Source organism: Bradyrhizobium sp., assembly GCF_049586575.1.
Classification (GTDB): domain Bacteria; phylum Pseudomonadota; class Alphaproteobacteria; order Rhizobiales; family Xanthobacteraceae; genus Bradyrhizobium.
In genome coordinates, this window is record NZ_JBAVCF010000305.1 from 1 (window position 1) to 15081 (window position 15081).

The following is a 15081-nucleotide window of genomic DNA, read 5'->3' on the forward strand; positions in this document are numbered from 1 at the left end:
GTTGCCGACCGCGTTGCTCAGACGGTGGTCAAGCGGTTCCTGGAGCCGCTCGTGGAGCCTCACTTCCACGATGACTCCTATGGATATCGACCCAACAAATCGGCGCTCGATGCGGTTGGGAGGGCGCGGCAGCGATGCTGGCGCCATCCGTGGGTTCTTGATCTTGACATCAAGGCCTTCTTCGACAGCATCGATTCAAATTTGCTTATGCGCGCGGTCCGCAAGCATACCGATTGCGCGTGGGTGCTTTTGTTCATCGAGAGATGGCTGAAGGCCCCTGAGCAGATGAAGGATGGAAGCCTCATCGCAAGGGAACGAGGTACGCCTCAGGGTGGGGTCATCAGCCCCCTCCTGGCGAATCTCTTCCTGCATTATACGTTCGACCTGTGGATGCGCCGGAACCATCCGGATATCCCGTTTGAGCGCTATGCCGATGATGTCATCTGCCATTGTCGCAGTGAGGAGCAGGCGCGAAATCTGAACGCATCGCTTGAGCAGCGGTTCGCTGAATGCGGGCTAACACTTCATCCGGAGAAGACAAAGATTGTCTACTGCAAGGATGATGACCGACGCGGGACCTATCGTGACCAATAGTTCGATTTTCTCGGCTACACGTTCAGGCCGAGATTGTCGCGCCGATGGCATGGTTTTGGCGTCGTGTTTAGCCCAGCGGCGAGCGACAAAGCTCTCAAAAAGATTCGGCAGACAGTTCGCGGCTGGGCGCTACATGAGCGCAGCGACAAGTCGCTTGATGATCTGGCGCGGATGTTCAACGCGAACATCCGCGGCTGGATCAACTATTATAGCAGGTACTACAAGTCAGCTCTTTACCCGACCCTTCGGCACATCGACCGCATCCTGGCGCGATGGGCTCATCGGAAGTTCAAGTCCTTGAGGCGGCATCGGCGACGATCACAGCAATGGCTGGAGCGCATCGCGCGCCGCCAGCCGGATCTGTTCGCTCACTGGCGCCTCCTGCAAGGACGCGGCCGAACAATGGGAGCCGGATGAGGCGAGAGTCTCACGTCCGTTTCTGCGAGAGCGCGGGGGTGAAACTCCCCCGCGCTACTCACCGCAACATCTATGTTCGGACGCGGCGGGCCGGCGAGCGGGTGATGGCATCGATCACGCGATTCCTGACCGAGCGGCTGCGGCTCAAGGTCAACGCAGCGAAAAGTGCGGTTGACCGCCCCTGGGTGCGGACCTTCCTCGGCTTTACCATGACCGCTCACAAGCAACCGCGCCTTCGGGTGGCGGTCAAAAGCGTGAAGCGGTTGCGCAGCAAGCTGAGGACGACGCTGCGCCAAGGGCGTGGACGAACTCTGGTATCGACCGTCAGAACCTTAACCCCCATCCTGCGCGGCTGGCTGCAATACTTCCGGCTGGCGGAGGCCAAAGGGGTGTTCGAGGAGCTTGACGGCTGGATGCGGCGCAAATTGCGCTGCGTCCTCTGGCGCCAGTGGAAACGACCACGAACACGCGCCAAGCGCTTGATGCAACGCGGGCTCGATCCAGAGCGGGCGTGGCGCTCGGCCTTCAACGGCCGTGGCCCTTGGTGGAATGCCGGGGCGAGCCACATGAACGATGCTTATCGCGCTGCCTTCTTCGCGCAACTCGGCCTGCCGTCCCTCATCGGGCTGCACCGCCATCTCAACCGTGCTTGACGAACCGCCGTATACGGAACCGTACGTACGGTGGTGTGGGAGGGGGAAGCCGCGAGGCTTCCTCCTACCCGATCGCATGCCTTCTGACGGCGGCTTTGCCCGACGGGTACAAATGTGGCGCAGCCGTCCCCAGTTTGGCCTTGATCGACCACCGAAGCGGCAAGGAAGTGCCCCATAAAGCCCAAAAACCCGATGCTTGATGACCCGATCCAGCGTTTTGGACCCATCATGTGAGTGAGTAACAATGGCACGTCATAACCCCTCATCGATGTCGGAAGACGGATCGGTGTCCGTTGCTGAGCCGATCACCCCGGCGCTTGCGGAATCTCTCGAGCGTACGGAGATGCTTGAGGCGCAACTCAAAACCTCGGAACGGCTGAACGAGTATTACAACGAGGTCGTCGCGGAACTTCTCGCCTCGCTCGAAAAGTTCGAAGAGGGCGAGCAGGCGTCCTGAGACCACAAGACCTCTCGAAGCGGGCGTTTTGAAAAGTTTCACATTGGTCTCCTCACGTTTTCCGTGAGGGGCCAATTGTTTTTTTGGCGCGTGGAAGCGTGTTGCCGGGTTGCATCAACACATCAACGCCGCGCAACGAACAAGGCACAACCGCGTTTCAAGCGTAATCACGGCGAATTCTTGACTGAGGTTGCTGCTTTGCAACTGCATGTGAACGGAGCGCTATCATGCCGACAACACAAGAAGAAAAGCCCGCCAAGCCGCGCCAGCGCAGCCGCAAGGCGGATCGACGGAACCCGAAAGGTGAACCGAAGACGGAGACGAGGCTCGATTCCGACGCCGTCGTTGCGCCGGTCGAATCCACGCCGGTTGCCATAGTCGTGGAAGAAATGGCCCGGGAAGAAGTGGCCGTGGAAGAAGCAGCCGGCGTGGAAGAAGCGGCCGATACGGCGTTGGCGGGCGAGGTGCTTCCGCCGGAAGTTCGCGCGCCCCCAGCCCAGGCTTCCGGCATTCCAGCCTTCGCCCACGTCTATAGCGAATACACGCGAAAATCGTGGGCCGCCGGCCGCTTCCTTGTCGAGCGGCTGATCGCGGCGCGTTCGATCGAAGAGGCCGTCGAAATTCAGGGCGAGTTCGCCCAGCAGGCCTATGCGAACCTTGCCGCCCAGTCGCAGCAGATCTGTGAGCTTTACGGCGAATGGGCCCGGCAAATGTTCAAGCCGTTTGAAAAGTTCACGGCCGAATTGACCCGGAGTGAGCGCGATCGGGTGTCGCAGACGCTTCACTAGAAAATTGATCTGGTGTGGCTTTTGATTCAGAGGTTCGCGTGACGAGCTCGTGGTCCGATTCTGACATTGGCATCCACTAGCGGGCAGCAATGATGCGGACTTCTGAACCGTCCCACTGAGCGTGCCCCGTTCTCAATCGGGCACGCGCCCCGCATGGTGCAGCCAGGCATGGATGATCTGCCACTTGTCACGCCTGCCTGGGCGGAAATCCAATAGCGGAGAGCTTCTGTCCTGAAGCTCGCAAAAGAACTTCAGCGTATCGCGGGCGGTCGGCGTTGTGGCATCGATCGGCTGGGCCTGGAGCCAACGATCCCATTCTTGAAGCACCTGGGATTTCCACTGGTCCTGTCTCATAGCGTCGAGTCCTCGTCTCAAGAGGCTGAGACCCCCGTTGGAAGGGTCTCGATGGTTCGCGCTGGTTTTCGGAAGCAGGTTTTTTGTCGAGATCGCTCGTTGGAAGCGATCCGGAAGGCGCTCGGCGACCGCCGTGCCGATGAGGCCTTCAAAACCCACTATGCTTGGGAGGGCTTAATCATTTCTAAATGCGTCTGCATGGATGTCAAGCGATTGGCCTGGTCTCGGGGCGTCGCCGGCCTGAAATAACCCCCGTCATTGTGCCGGCGGTCCTTTGAATCTAACATCCGGGCGAGGTAGTGATTGCTGCCCGTATGGATGGACCGGTCGAATCATGCGGCGCTTTAATGTCGATTTGATGAAAGCTTGCATTGTGCTGGGGTGCCTGTTCGCGGCGCCTGCTGTGGGCGCGGCGCAGCCGTCGTCGTTGTTTGCCGCTCCGCTCAGTTTCGGCATGAGTATGGATGAGGCCTCGGCGGCGCTCGGCGTACCGCTGAGCTATGTTCGAGGCCGTCCCGGCGATGAACTGCTGCTCGCTTTGCCCAACGTCAAGGGCAGTGCGCTCGCGATCAGGAGCGACGGGCTTTATCTGCAATTCCGGCGGGGAAGGCTGAGCGGATGGAAGGGCGACTGGGGAACGTCCAGGCCGGTAGGAGTGGGCTGGTGAGAGACGCAAGTATGAAAAAAGCGATTCTCCTGGCTGCGTTTGCGGCATCGATGGCGAGCGTGCCGGCATCGGCCCAGAGCTATGGCGAGCGGCCGCAGCGCTACGGCAATACGGCCAGCTTCTTCAACTATGACAGTCGCGACGATCAGCGCGATTTGCCGACCAACGGCGTATTCCCCGGTAATTTTGCCGCCGATCCGTTCACGGCTTCTGTCGGTGCCGCCGGCTGGCTCGGCAGCAACCCCCAGCATTCGGCGACGCCGTATCCGTCCCAGACCTATTACGTCGACGCGCGCGGGCGTGTGTTCTGCCAGCGATACCGCGCCGAGGAGGCCACCGCCGGCGCTCCGGCCGCAAGGCGGCGGTATCACGCCTGCCTGCCGCGGTAACGGGCCAATAGCCCGCGTTTATCCGGCTTTCCACACAACTTGCACCCTATTGCGGTCTTGACGGTCGATCACCGCATCAGGTCAGATGACGTCATGGTCCGGGCTCTCTCACTTGCGCTCCTGGCCGCTGTCGTCGCGGCATCGCCTGCCATGCTACCCGTCATGGCCGAAACCATGAGTTTCGAAAACGCGACCTCGATCCTCGCGGAAAGCTGCGGCAAGGACATCGACGCCAATTGTCTTGGCGTCAGCCTCGATGCGCCGCGTCTCAAGGAATGCCTCTATCGCAATCAGGACAGCGTTTCGCCGCAGTGCCGCGCCAACTACATCAGCGCGTTCGATGCGATCCAAAAGCGCATCGCCGCGCGCAGCGCGGTCGGCAAGCTATGCGCGCGCGAAAGGCAGAAGATCTGCGCCGACACACAAGGCAAGCCCGGCGAGACGATCTCCTGCCTGCTGAAAGCGCCGACGAAGAGCTTGGGCTGGGGATGCAACCAGGCGCTCGGCCAGGCGGGATATCGCTGATGCCGCTTCCCGACATCGCGCGCCGGCTTCTTCCGCTGATGGTTGGCCTCTTGATGGTCGCTTGGCCGGTTCGGTTGGCCTGGTCGCAGGAAGCGCCGACGACGGAGGCGATGGTCAGCGCACTCGTGGGCCTTGAAGCGCCGTCCGATCTGGAAGTCCCAGTACTGCGCCAGCAGGCCACCGATCGCCTCAAATCGAAGGCGGATGCGATAGCGCTCAAACGCCCGCCCGTCTCGGCCCAGCTCAACAGGCTGCCGCACCTCAACGTCGACATCCGGTTCAATCCGGATACCCCGGTGATCCGTCCTGAATCCTACCGCGCGATCGGGCGCATCGCGGATGCACTGACCAATCCCGCGCTGATGTCGTCGACGTTCCTGATCGTCGGCCGCACCGAATCGACCGGCAGGCGAGACAATAACCTGATGCTGAGCCAGCGCCGTGCGGAAGCGATCCGTGACGCGTTGGTGACGACGTTTCGGATCTCGTCCAAGCGTCTTCTGGCGGTAGGCCTCGGCGAGGAGCAATTGCTGGATGCCGATCACCCGAAGTCGGCCGCCAACCAGCAATCCACGATCGTGACGGTTAAGTAGCGTTGCCTGCCTCTGTGGCATTGGGCTGGCGCTGACGATTTTCGCCGCGATCTTTCGAGGGGCGGAGGTGCCGCCGCCGTATTTTTAAACCGACTGTGACTGGCGTCACATTTGGCGAATCTATCGACCCGAAGGCGGCAAGCGGTATCCAGTACGCAACGGCCCTGGGCTTGAAATGACTGGCTCTGGAATACTGGATCGTCCGCCTTCGCGGACGATGACGTCAGAGACAAAGGCGGGCCTCACGCGATCAAGTCACCTCTGGTGACCATCTTTTGGCATTGCGGCTTTGCGCCTTTCTCGTCTAGAACGGCGTCAGGAGCGGCTTCCCGGCAACCAACCGTCAACGGTTTTAGCCGAGAATTCTCGCTCTCAAAGGGTCCGGCAATGCTGATTCGCAGCGAAATCGTTGGAGTTCAGGGTGGGATGGCCGATGCCGTCCGCATCCCGACGATTGCGCTTGCGCCCCCGCCCACCCTCATTATCGGCGGGATTCTGCTTCTTATCGGCCCCTGAGGGCCGTCTGGGCGCTTTTCGCCTGGGCACTCAGGGGTTTGTACCGATAGCACCGCGAAACCCTTAATGCGCTCGACCAGATGCAGCGCACCGACCCAAAAGGAAGCAAGCAGATGACCTCAGCCAGAAAGTCCGAAAAGGACCGCGTCGTTATATTCGACACCACCTTGCGCGACGGCGAACAATGCCCCGGCGCCACCATGACCTTCGAGGAAAAGCTCGAGGTTGCCGAGATGCTCGACGACATGGGCGTCGACATCATCGAGGCCGGTTTCCCCATCACCAGCGAAGGCGACTTTCAGGCGGTGAGCGAAATCGCCCGCCGCTCCAAGAACGCCGTGATCGCAGGCCTCTCGCGCGCGCATCCTGACGACATCGACCGTTGCGCGCAGGCGGTGAAGTTCGCCAAGCGCGGCCGCGTCCACACCGTGATTGCGACTTCGCCGTTGCACATGAAGGTCAAGCTGAACAAGACGCCGGAGCAGGTACTCGAGACCTCGGTCGCGATGGTTGCGCGCGCGCGCAACCAGATCGACGACGTCGAATGGTCGGCCGAAGACGGCACCCGGTCCGAGATGGATTACCTGTGCCGCATCGTGGAGGCCGTCATCAAGGCCGGCGCCACCACCGTCAATATTCCGGACACCGTGGGCTACACCGTGCCGGAGGAATACACCCACTTCATGCGCACGCTGATCGAGCGGGTGCCGAACTCCGACAAGGCGGTATTCTCGGTTCACTGCCACAACGATCTCGGCATGGCGGTTGCGAATTCGCTCGCCGGCATCGCAGGCGGCGCGCGCCAGGTCGAGTGCACCGTCAACGGCATCGGCGAGCGGGCCGGCAACGCCGCGCTCGAAGAGATCGTGATGGCGATCAATGTGCGCAACGACAAGTTTCCGTGGTGGAACAAGATCGACACCACGATGCTGACGCGCGCCTCCAAGCTCGTCTCGGCGGCGACCTCGTTCCCGGTGCAGTACAACAAGGCGATCGTCGGCCGCAATGCGTTTGCGCATGAGAGCGGTATCCATCAGGACGGCGTGCTGAAGGACGCTTCCACCTACGAGATCATGAAGCCTGAGATGGTCGGCCTGAAACAGTCCTCGCTCGTGCTCGGCAAGCATTCCGGGCGCCATGCCTTCGTGCACAAGCTGGAAGAGATGGGCTACAAGCTCGGGGCCAACCAGATCGAGGACGCCTTTGTGCGGATGAAGGCGCTCGCCGACCGCAAGAAGGACATCTACGACGAGGACATCGAGGCGCTGGTCGACGAGGAGATCGCGGCCTCGCACGATCGCATCAAGCTGACCTCCCTGACGGTGATCGCGGGCACGCATGGTCCGCAGCGCGCGACCATGAAGCTCGACGTCGATGGCCAGATCAAGATCGAGGAAGCGGAAGGCAACGGTCCGGTCGACGCGGTGTTCAACTGCATCAAGGCGCTGGTGCCGCACGAGGCCAAGCTCGAGCTATATCAGGTCCACGCCGTCACCGAAGGCACCGACGCGCAAGCCGAAGTGTCAGTGCGGCTCGCGCACGAGGGCCGCTCGATGACCGCTCGTGCTGCCGATCCGGATACGCTGGTGGCGTCCGCGAAAGCCTATCTCGGCGCGCTGAACAAGATCGTCATGAAACGCCAGCGCGACGTGCCGGCGCAGGCGGCGGGGTAAGCGCTCATTCTTATCCCTCCCCACGCTATCGCGGGGAGGGATAAGAGATCTCGCCGTCTTATGAGCACGGCCTGACGCGGTATGACGCCACAACCTTCATCTGCCATGGGATCAGCAGGGATGCTCAGGCAACATCGCGCCGTGCTGACATCGTGAGCCGGCCGCGACCTCAGGCCCCATCCGGCGATGCCACGAGTTCGTCGACGTTCAAAATTCAACTCCTGAACGATGATTATACGTCGATGGATTTCGTGGTGCATGTGCTGAAAGAGATTTTTGAACTGGAGAACGAGGACGCTGAGCGAGTGATGCTCGAAATCCATCGCGAGGGGGCGGGCGCATGCGGGAGCTTCACGCGTGAGGAGGCGGAAGTGCGCGCTGCGCAGGTCATGGAGCTCGCCCGCCAACATCAACATCCGCTTCGATGCCGCGTTCTGGAATGACGAACTGAAAAAAGCCCCGGACTGGTCCGGGGCCTTTTTCATACTTTCGATCTGGCGTTTCGCCTGACCGCGGCATCCTCACCCAGCCGCGGTCACCGCGCGCTGCGCCATCACCTTGACGAGATTGGCGCGATAGGCCGCCGATCCATGGATATCCGACAACAACCCGTCGCTGGATATCTTGACGCCATCGATCGCCGCCGCCGACCAATTGGCCTTCAGAGCCGTCTCGATCGAAGGCACCCGCATCACGCCGTTCTGCGACGCGCCGGTGGCGGCGACGCGAACGTCGCCCGCCTTGGTCTTGACCACGAACACGGCGGTCAGCGCGAAACGCGAGGCCGGATGGCGCATTTTCGAATACCCGGCCTTGGCTGGAATCGGGAAAGCGACCTGCGTGATGATCTCACCGTCCTGAAGCGCCGTCGTAAAGATGCCCTTGAAAAAGTCGTCGGCCGCGATCGAGCGCTTGTTGGTCTTCACGGTTGCGCCGAGCGCCAGCACCGCCGCCGGATAATCCGCCGCCGGGTCGTTGTTGGCGATCGATCCCCCGATGGTGCCGCGATAGCGCACCGCCGGATCGCCGAGCACGGACGTGAGGTACGCGATCGCCGGAATCGCCTTTTTGACGTCGGCGTTGCTCATGATGTCGTAATAGGTTGTCGCCGCCTTGATGGTCAGCGTGTCCCCCGACAATTCGACCCCGACGAGATCCTTGATCCTGGCGAGATCGATCACCTCGGACGGCGCAGCCAGGCGCTGCTTCATGACCGGAAGCAGGGTCTGGCCGCCGGCCAGATATTTGGCCTCGCTGCCCTTGGCGAACAGCGCGGCCGCCTCGTCGATGCTTGAAGCGCGATGATAGGTGGTCTGGTACATGGTGCGTTCCTTTATTTCTGGCGCTCAACCGTGGATCGCGTGCCAGACGCGATCGGGCGATGCCGGCATTTCCAGTTTGTTGGAACCGATGGCGTCGGTGATGGCGTTGATGACGGCCGCGGCAGCTCCGATCGCGCCGGCCTCGCCGCAGCCTTTGACGCCGAGCGGATTGCCCGGACACAGCGTCGAAGTGTGCTGGACCTTGAACGAAGGCAGGTCCTCGGCGCGCGGCATCGCGTAATCCATGAAGCTTGCGGTCAACAACTGGCCGCTCTTGTCATAGACGCAGTTTTCCAGCAGCGCCTGACCGATGCCCTGGGCAAGACCGCCATGGACCTGGCCTTCGACGATCATCGGATTGATCAGCCGCCCGAAATCGTCGGCCGCGACGAAGTTGATGAAATCGGTCTTGCCGGTGCCGGCATCGACCTCGACCTCGCAGATGTAGGAGCCCGCCGGAAAGGTGAAGTTCGACGGATCGTAGAATGCGCTTTCCTTCAGGCCGGGCTCCATGCCGTCGGGCAGATTGTGCGCGGTATAGGCCGCCAGCGCGACCATCGGAAATGCGATCGACTTGTCGGTGCCGGTGACCTTGAACTCGCCGTTCTCGATGACGATGTCGCCTTCCGAGGCTTCAAGTTGATGTGCTGCGATCTTTTTGGCTTTCGCCTCCATTTTCTCCATCGCCTTGACGATGGCGGTCAGCCCGACCGCCGCGGAGCGTGACCCGTAGGTGCCCATGCCGAACTGCACCTTGTCGGTGTCGCCATGGACGATCTGGACCTGGTTGACCGAGATGCCGAGCCGCTCGGCGACCACCTGCGCGAAGGAAGTCTCGTGGCCCTGGCCGTGGCTGTGCGAGCCCGTGAGGATCTCGATGGTGCCGACCGGATTGACCCGTACTTCGGCGGACTCCCACAGGCCGACGCCGGCGCCGAGACTGCCGACCGCTTTCGAGGGCGCGATGCCGCAAGCTTCGATATAGCAGGAGACGCCGATGCCGCGCAGCCTGCCTTCGGATTTGGCTTTCGCCTTGCGCGCGGGGAAGCCGGCATAGTCGATCGCTTTCATCGCCGCGTCGAGCGACGCGTTGAAGTCGCCGATGTCGTAGGCCATGATGACCGGCGTTTGATGCGGAAACTGGGTGATGAAGTTCTTGCGGCGCAATTCGGCCGGATCGACCTTCAACTGCCGGGCCGCCGTCTCCATCAGCCGTTCGACCACGAAGCTCGCCTCGGGCCGTCCGGCGCCGCGATAGGCATCGACCGGCGTGGTGTTGGTATAGACGGTGATTACTTCGGCGAAGATGTTGGGAATGTTGTACTGGCCCGACAGCAACGTCGCGTAGAGATAGGTCGGGACCGACGACGAGAACAGCGACATGTAGGCGCCGAGATTGGCGTAGGTCTTGACCCGCAGGCCGGTGACCTTGTTGTCCTTGTCCAGGGCCATCTCTGCCTTGGTCAGGTGATCGCGGCCATGCGCGTCGGTGAGGAAGGCCTCGGTCCGGTCACTGGTCCACTTCACCGGCCGCCCGGTGCGCTTGGAGGCCCATAGCGCGACCATTTCTTCCGGATAGATGAAGATCTTGGACCCGAAGCCGCCGCCGACATCCGGTGCGATCACCCGTAATTTGTGCTCCTGGGCGACATTGTAGAACGCCGAAAGCACGAGCCGCGCCACATGCGGATTCTGCGACGTGGTGTAGAGCGTAAAGTGTTCTTCGGCCGCGTCATAGTCCGCGATCGCCGAGCGCGGCTCCATTGCGTTCGGCACCAGCCGATTGTTGGTGATATCGAGCGCGACCACGTTGGCGGCGCTCTTGAACGCGGCTTCCGTTGCGGCCTCGTCTCCGATGGTCCAGTCGTAGATGACGTTGCCGGGCGCCTCGGGGTGAAGTTGCGGCGCGCCGCTCGCCACGGCGTCGCGCATATCGACCACCGCCGGCAATTCCTCGTAGTCGACCGCGACGGCTTCGGCGGCATCGCGGGCCTGATTGCGCGTCTCGGCGATCACCACCGCGACGGCCTGGCCGACAAAGCGCACCGTATCGGGCGCCATCGCCGGCCACGCCCCCATCTTCATCGGGGAGCCGTCCTTGGAGTGGATCATCCAGCCGCAGATCAGATTGCCGATCTTGTCATCGACGATCTGCCGCCCGGTCAGCACGTCGACCACGCCCGGCATCTTCATCGCCTCGGAGATGTCGATGCCCTTGACCCTGGCGTGGGCGTGGGGGCTGCGGACGAACGCGGCATAGGTCATGCCGTGGAGGCGGATGTCGTCTACGTAACGGCCCTTGCCGGTGATGAAACGCTTGTCTTCCTTGCGAACGACGCGTGCACCGATGCCTTCGATTCCCATGATATGATCTCCCTGTGGCCGTCCGGGCGCGACTTGACTGGCACGCTTGCGGCTGTCTGGTTTCCTCGCGTATCTGCATTCCGCGACCGATACCGGTCTGGCCGGTATCGAAGCCGGATCGCAGGAATGCTATTCGGCCGCCTGCGTGACCTTCATGCGGCCGGCGGCGTCGAGCACGGACTTGACGATGTTGTGGTAGCCGGTGCAGCGGCAGATATTGCCCTCGAGCTCATGGCGCAGCGTCGTCTCATCGAGGTTCGGACCATGGCGGTTGACGATATCGATCGACGCCATGATCATGCCCGGCGTGCAGTAACCGCATTGTAGCCCGTGATTGTCGCGGAAGGCCGCCTGCATTGGATGCAGTTCGTCGCCCTTGGCTATCCCCTCGATGGTCGTGATACTGCAACCGTTGGCCTGTCCCACCAGTACTGTGCAGGACTTCGCCGCCCGTCCGTCGATATGAACCGTGCAGGCGCCGCATTGGCTGGTATCGCAGCCGATGTGAGTTCCCGTCAGTCCCAGGTGATCGCGCAACAGATGTACCAGCAAGGTCCGGTCTTCGACCTCCGCCGAAACCGGCTTGCCGTTCACCGTCAGTTTAATGTGAGACACGCTCAATCCTCCCAAAGGTTTAATCGGTCTGGCTCGAATAAGATCACGACGGCAACGCATTTGTAATCGCTATCTTCGTCGCAGACAGGCGCCGGCCTAATCGGTTGATTCATTTGGAGGACTTTGGCGACGCCCGCGCGTTTCGGGCGATCTGCCGTCAGCCGCACGGCGATCGGTGGCCCGGATCGCTCCCAGGTTGTCCGGTCTGAACTGCACAGCTAATTCAGCCCCGCGCGACGGAAGCCTTCCAGATAATGTTCGCGATCGGCGTCGGACCGGATCGGCATGTGGCTGATCAGCCAGTCGATCGAGATGTTGGGCTGCGCCCGTTCGAGTTCGCGCAATGCGGCCTTGGCCAGATTGTCGCGGCCCGCCATGCCGGCGGCCGCGGTCAATACGCGGTGACCGCCGACGAAATCGCCGCGTTGCCGGATTGCCTCGCTCGCCAGCCTTATCGCCTCATCGTAATTGCGCCCGACGAAGTGGGCGTAGGCGGCGATGCCGCAAAAAATCGCCGCGAAGGGGTCGCGAGGGCTCAGCCGCAACGCGCGTTGCGCCGCCACGCTCGCCTCCTGCCACCGACCGCAGTATGACAGGGCGAGGCCGTAATAACCCTGGGCCATCGAGAAACTCGGGTTGAGGCTTAACGCCGACTCGAACGCGGCCAGCGAATCTTCAAAGCGCTGCTTGAACAACGAGACGCTGCCAAGCGCGTGATGCGCCCAGGGGTCCTCGCTGTCGGCCTGGATCGAGGCCAGCGCGGCGCGTTCGGCGATCGGAACAACGGTCGCCATGTCAGCCCACCCCATGTGGGCGCTGAACATATAGCTTGTGGCGAGCACGCCAAGAGCCTGGCCGTAGTTCTGATCGAGTGTGATCGCCTTCTCCAGCAGCGCTTGCGCGACGACATTATCTTGTCGCGTCACCCGCCAGTAATGCGACAATGCCCGCATCACCAGATCCCACGCATCCATGCTTTCCGGCGGCTTGCGCCGGGCGCGAAAATTCTCCGCGGCATAAAGCTGTGGTTCGATCGCAGCGACAATGGCCTCGGTGATTTCGTCCTGCACCGCGAACACATCGGCCAGACTGCGGTCGTACTTTTCCGCCCATAGGTGGCTGCCAGTCGTCACATCATTGAGCTGCACCGTAATGCGCACGCGGTCGCCGCCCTTGCGGACGCTGCCCTCGATGACGTAGCCGACGCCGAGCTCCTCGGCGACCTGCTTCATGTGCACAGCCTTGCCCTTGTAGGTGAACGACGAGTTGCGGGCGATCACGAAGAACCAGCGCAGCTTGGACAACGCCGTGATGATATCTTCGCTGATGCCGTCGGAAAAATACTCCTGCTCGGAATCGCCACTCATGTTGATGAAGGGAAGCACGGCGATGGCGGGTCGATCGGGCAGTGGCATCGCCGGGCGCGGCGGCTCGTGGATTTCATCCGTCGCTGCGACGGGACTTGGCTCGGCAGTGTTCGACCTGACGTCAACGACACCGACAAAACGGATGCCCTTGCGGGCAACGGTGCGTATCAGCTTCTGCTCTTCGCCGTTGTCGCCGACGGCCTTGCGCGCGGCGTTGATGCGGCTCGTCAACGTGGACTCCGACACAACACGCCCGCCCCAGACCGAAGCGAACAGATCATCCTTGCTGACCACTCGATCGCGGTTTTGCAGGAGATAGATCAGCAGGTCGAAGACCTGCGGTTCGACGGCGATGCGTTCCGAGCCGCGATGCAATTCGCGCCGTTCGGTATCAAGCCGATGGTCGTCAAAAATAAAAAGCAACGGCGGCACTCCCAAAATCCGCGCACGTCTCAAGAAACAATCAAGCTCCCCTCAAGCAAAAATCAGGCTCCCGGCAAAGTCATTTGATCTCGAACCCCCGCATGCTCGCGACTTCCATGCAGTCCGAGCCGAGGAGAGAGATCATGACCCAAATCCAGACCATAGGCGAGGAAATGAAGGGCAATCCGATCGCCAGATTCCTTGCTTTCATCTACGGATTTGCATCCTACGCCATATTCTTCGTGGCATTCCTCTACGCCATCGGGTTCGTATCGGGCCTGATGGTGCCCAAGACGATCGACACCGGCGCGGCCGCGCCGGTTCCCGAGGCGATCATCATCGACCTTCTTCTGATGTCCGTTTTCGCCATTCAACACAGCGTCATGGCGCGCAAGCAATTCAAGCAATGGTGGACCCAGTTCGTGCCGAAGCCGGTCGAGCGCAGCACTTATGTGCTGCTATCCAGCCTCGCGCTTGTGCTGTTGTTCTGGCAGTGGCGTCCGATCCCCGCTGTCGTCTGGGAAATCACCGATCCGCCGATCGCCATGGCAATCCTGACACTGTCACTGATCGGCTGGCTGATCGTTTTGGCGAGCACGTTCCTGATCAATCATTTCGAGCTGTTTGGACTGCATCAGGTCGCCAACAATCTGACCGGTCGTCCGATGCCGGTCCCGCGCTTCCGCACGCCGCTTTTTTACAAGTTCGTGCGGCACCCGATCTATCTTGGTTTCATCATCGCATTCTGGGCCGCCGCCACGATGACATTTGGGCATCTGCTGTTCGCGGCGGTGACCACGGCCTACATCTTCGTCGGCATCTTTCTGGAAGAACGCGATCTGGTCGATCTCTTCGGCGAGGACTATCGCCGCTACAAACAGCGCGTTTCAATGCTGGTGCCCTGGCGTAAATCGACCCGATGAATGAAAGGCGGCCCCCGTCTATTCCGCGGCCGCGCGCATCGGCGCCGCCGCGGGCCGGGTCGTTAGGCAGGATCTGGCCCGGGAGCGGTTCATTTCAGAAGCCGAGGCTTTTTTTCCCCTGAAAACATGCCGCCAGGGCGGGAACCTTTGCACCACTGCCGCATCTAAAGGGCGTTCGTATGGTGCAACAGGGGAGATTTGCCATGCTTACCTATGCTGTCGTTGTCTTCGCCATCGCCGCTCTTGGGGGTCTGTTGCTTGCTTCCTATGTCCTGCAGGGGCGGCTCGCGCCCTGGGCGGTGTCGCTGCTGCACGCCGCGCTGGGTGCCATCGGCCTGCTTCTTGTCATTTACGCCGCCATCGCCACCGGTATCTCGCATGCGGCGGTGATTGCACTGATCATCCTGGCGGTCGCCGCGCTTGGAGGGTTCTATCTGGCCT

General features: G+C 61.6%; 18 protein-coding genes. 13 read left to right on the forward strand and 5 right to left on the reverse strand.

Annotated elements, in window-relative coordinates; translation table 11 throughout:
• From WB528_RS11825 to WB528_RS11845, 5 genes are all read left to right on the forward strand, one after another.
• A partial coding sequence (locus WB528_RS11825) for a reverse transcriptase domain-containing protein (RefSeq protein WP_423888598.1) occupies positions 1 to 594 on the forward strand: 594 nt, incomplete at its 5' end.
• A 63-nt stretch (positions 595 to 657) separates the two neighbouring features.
• The gene (locus WB528_RS11830) at positions 658 to 1011 is read left to right on the forward strand and encodes a group II intron maturase-specific domain-containing protein (protein WP_423888599.1); all 354 of its coding nucleotides are present in this window, start codon (positions 658 to 660) and stop codon (positions 1009 to 1011) included.
• A gap of 104 nt (positions 1012 to 1115) precedes the next feature.
• Positions 1116 to 1664, forward strand: coding sequence for a group II intron maturase-specific domain-containing protein (locus WB528_RS11835; protein WP_423888600.1), 549 nt, complete (start codon positions 1116 to 1118; stop codon positions 1662 to 1664).
• Between the two features lie 286 nt (positions 1665 to 1950).
• On the forward strand, positions 1951 to 2121 hold the full coding sequence (locus WB528_RS11840; protein WP_423888601.1) for a hypothetical protein: 171 nt from the start codon (positions 1951 to 1953) through the stop codon (positions 2119 to 2121).
• Between the two features lie 227 nt (positions 2122 to 2348).
• On the forward strand, positions 2349 to 2909 hold the full coding sequence (locus WB528_RS11845) for a phasin family protein (protein ID WP_423888602.1): 561 nt from the start codon (positions 2349 to 2351) through the stop codon (positions 2907 to 2909).
• A 132-nt stretch (positions 2910 to 3041) separates the two neighbouring features.
• Here WB528_RS11845 and WB528_RS11850 read toward each other — a convergent pair whose 3' ends face one another.
• The gene (locus WB528_RS11850) at positions 3042 to 3236 is read right to left on the reverse strand and encodes a hypothetical protein (RefSeq protein WP_423888603.1); all 195 of its coding nucleotides are present in this window, start codon (positions 3234 to 3236) and stop codon (positions 3042 to 3044) included.
• Positions 3237 to 3597: 361 nt separating this feature from the next.
• On the opposite strand from WB528_RS11850, the gene WB528_RS11855 reads away from it, so the two are divergent.
• The 6 genes from WB528_RS11855 (at position 3598) to WB528_RS11880 (ending at position 8069) form a co-directional block, all read left to right on the forward strand.
• Entirely contained in the window at positions 3598 to 3930 is a 333-nt protein-coding gene (locus WB528_RS11855; protein ID WP_423888604.1) for a hypothetical protein, read from the forward strand.
• Between the two features lie 11 nt (positions 3931 to 3941).
• Positions 3942 to 4319, forward strand: coding sequence for a BA14K family protein (locus WB528_RS11860; protein ID WP_423888605.1), 378 nt, complete (start codon positions 3942 to 3944; stop codon positions 4317 to 4319).
• A 93-nt stretch (positions 4320 to 4412) separates the two neighbouring features.
• Positions 4413 to 4844 (forward strand): hypothetical protein, encoded by a 432-nt coding sequence (locus WB528_RS11865; RefSeq protein WP_423888606.1) that lies wholly within the window; start codon positions 4413 to 4415, stop codon positions 4842 to 4844.
• On the forward strand, positions 4844 to 5437 hold the full coding sequence (locus WB528_RS11870; RefSeq protein WP_423888607.1) for an OmpA family protein: 594 nt from the start codon (positions 4844 to 4846) through the stop codon (positions 5435 to 5437). Before WB528_RS11865 ends, WB528_RS11870 begins: the two co-directional genes overlap by 1 nt.
• Before the next feature lie 629 nt (positions 5438 to 6066).
• Entirely contained in the window at positions 6067 to 7626 is a 1560-nt protein-coding gene (locus tag WB528_RS11875; protein ID WP_423888608.1) for a 2-isopropylmalate synthase, read from the forward strand.
• Between the two features lie 152 nt (positions 7627 to 7778).
• On the forward strand, positions 7779 to 8069 hold the full coding sequence (locus WB528_RS11880) for an ATP-dependent Clp protease adaptor ClpS (RefSeq protein WP_423888609.1): 291 nt from the start codon (positions 7779 to 7781) through the stop codon (positions 8067 to 8069).
• A gap of 78 nt (positions 8070 to 8147) precedes the next feature.
• Here the strand turns inward: WB528_RS11880 and WB528_RS11885 are convergent, their stop codons facing one another.
• The 4 genes from WB528_RS11885 to WB528_RS11900 form a co-directional block, all read right to left on the reverse strand.
• Positions 8148 to 8948: an FAD binding domain-containing protein gene (locus WB528_RS11885; protein ID WP_423888610.1), complete on the reverse strand. Its 801-nt coding sequence runs from the start codon at positions 8946 to 8948 to the stop codon at positions 8148 to 8150.
• A gap of 24 nt (positions 8949 to 8972) precedes the next feature.
• The gene (locus WB528_RS11890; protein ID WP_423888611.1) at positions 8973 to 11312 is read right to left on the reverse strand and encodes a xanthine dehydrogenase family protein molybdopterin-binding subunit; all 2340 of its coding nucleotides are present in this window, start codon (positions 11310 to 11312) and stop codon (positions 8973 to 8975) included.
• A 129-nt stretch (positions 11313 to 11441) separates the two neighbouring features.
• Positions 11442 to 11927, reverse strand: coding sequence for a (2Fe-2S)-binding protein (locus tag WB528_RS11895; protein ID WP_423888612.1), 486 nt, complete (start codon positions 11925 to 11927; stop codon positions 11442 to 11444).
• Between the two features lie 218 nt (positions 11928 to 12145).
• Positions 12146 to 13717 carry a winged helix-turn-helix domain-containing tetratricopeptide repeat protein gene (locus WB528_RS11900; RefSeq protein ID WP_423888613.1) on the reverse strand — a complete coding sequence of 524 codons (1572 nt, stop codon included), beginning with the start codon at positions 13715 to 13717 and terminating at the stop codon, positions 12146 to 12148.
• 143 nt (positions 13718 to 13860) lie between these two features.
• On the opposite strand from WB528_RS11900, the gene mddA reads away from it, so the two are divergent.
• On the forward strand, positions 13861 to 14640 hold the full coding sequence (gene mddA / locus WB528_RS11905) for a methanethiol S-methyltransferase (RefSeq protein ID WP_423888614.1): 780 nt from the start codon (positions 13861 to 13863) through the stop codon (positions 14638 to 14640).
• Between the two features lie 203 nt (positions 14641 to 14843).
• A partial coding sequence (locus WB528_RS11910; protein WP_423888615.1) for a hypothetical protein occupies positions 14844 to 15081 on the forward strand: 238 nt, incomplete at its 3' end.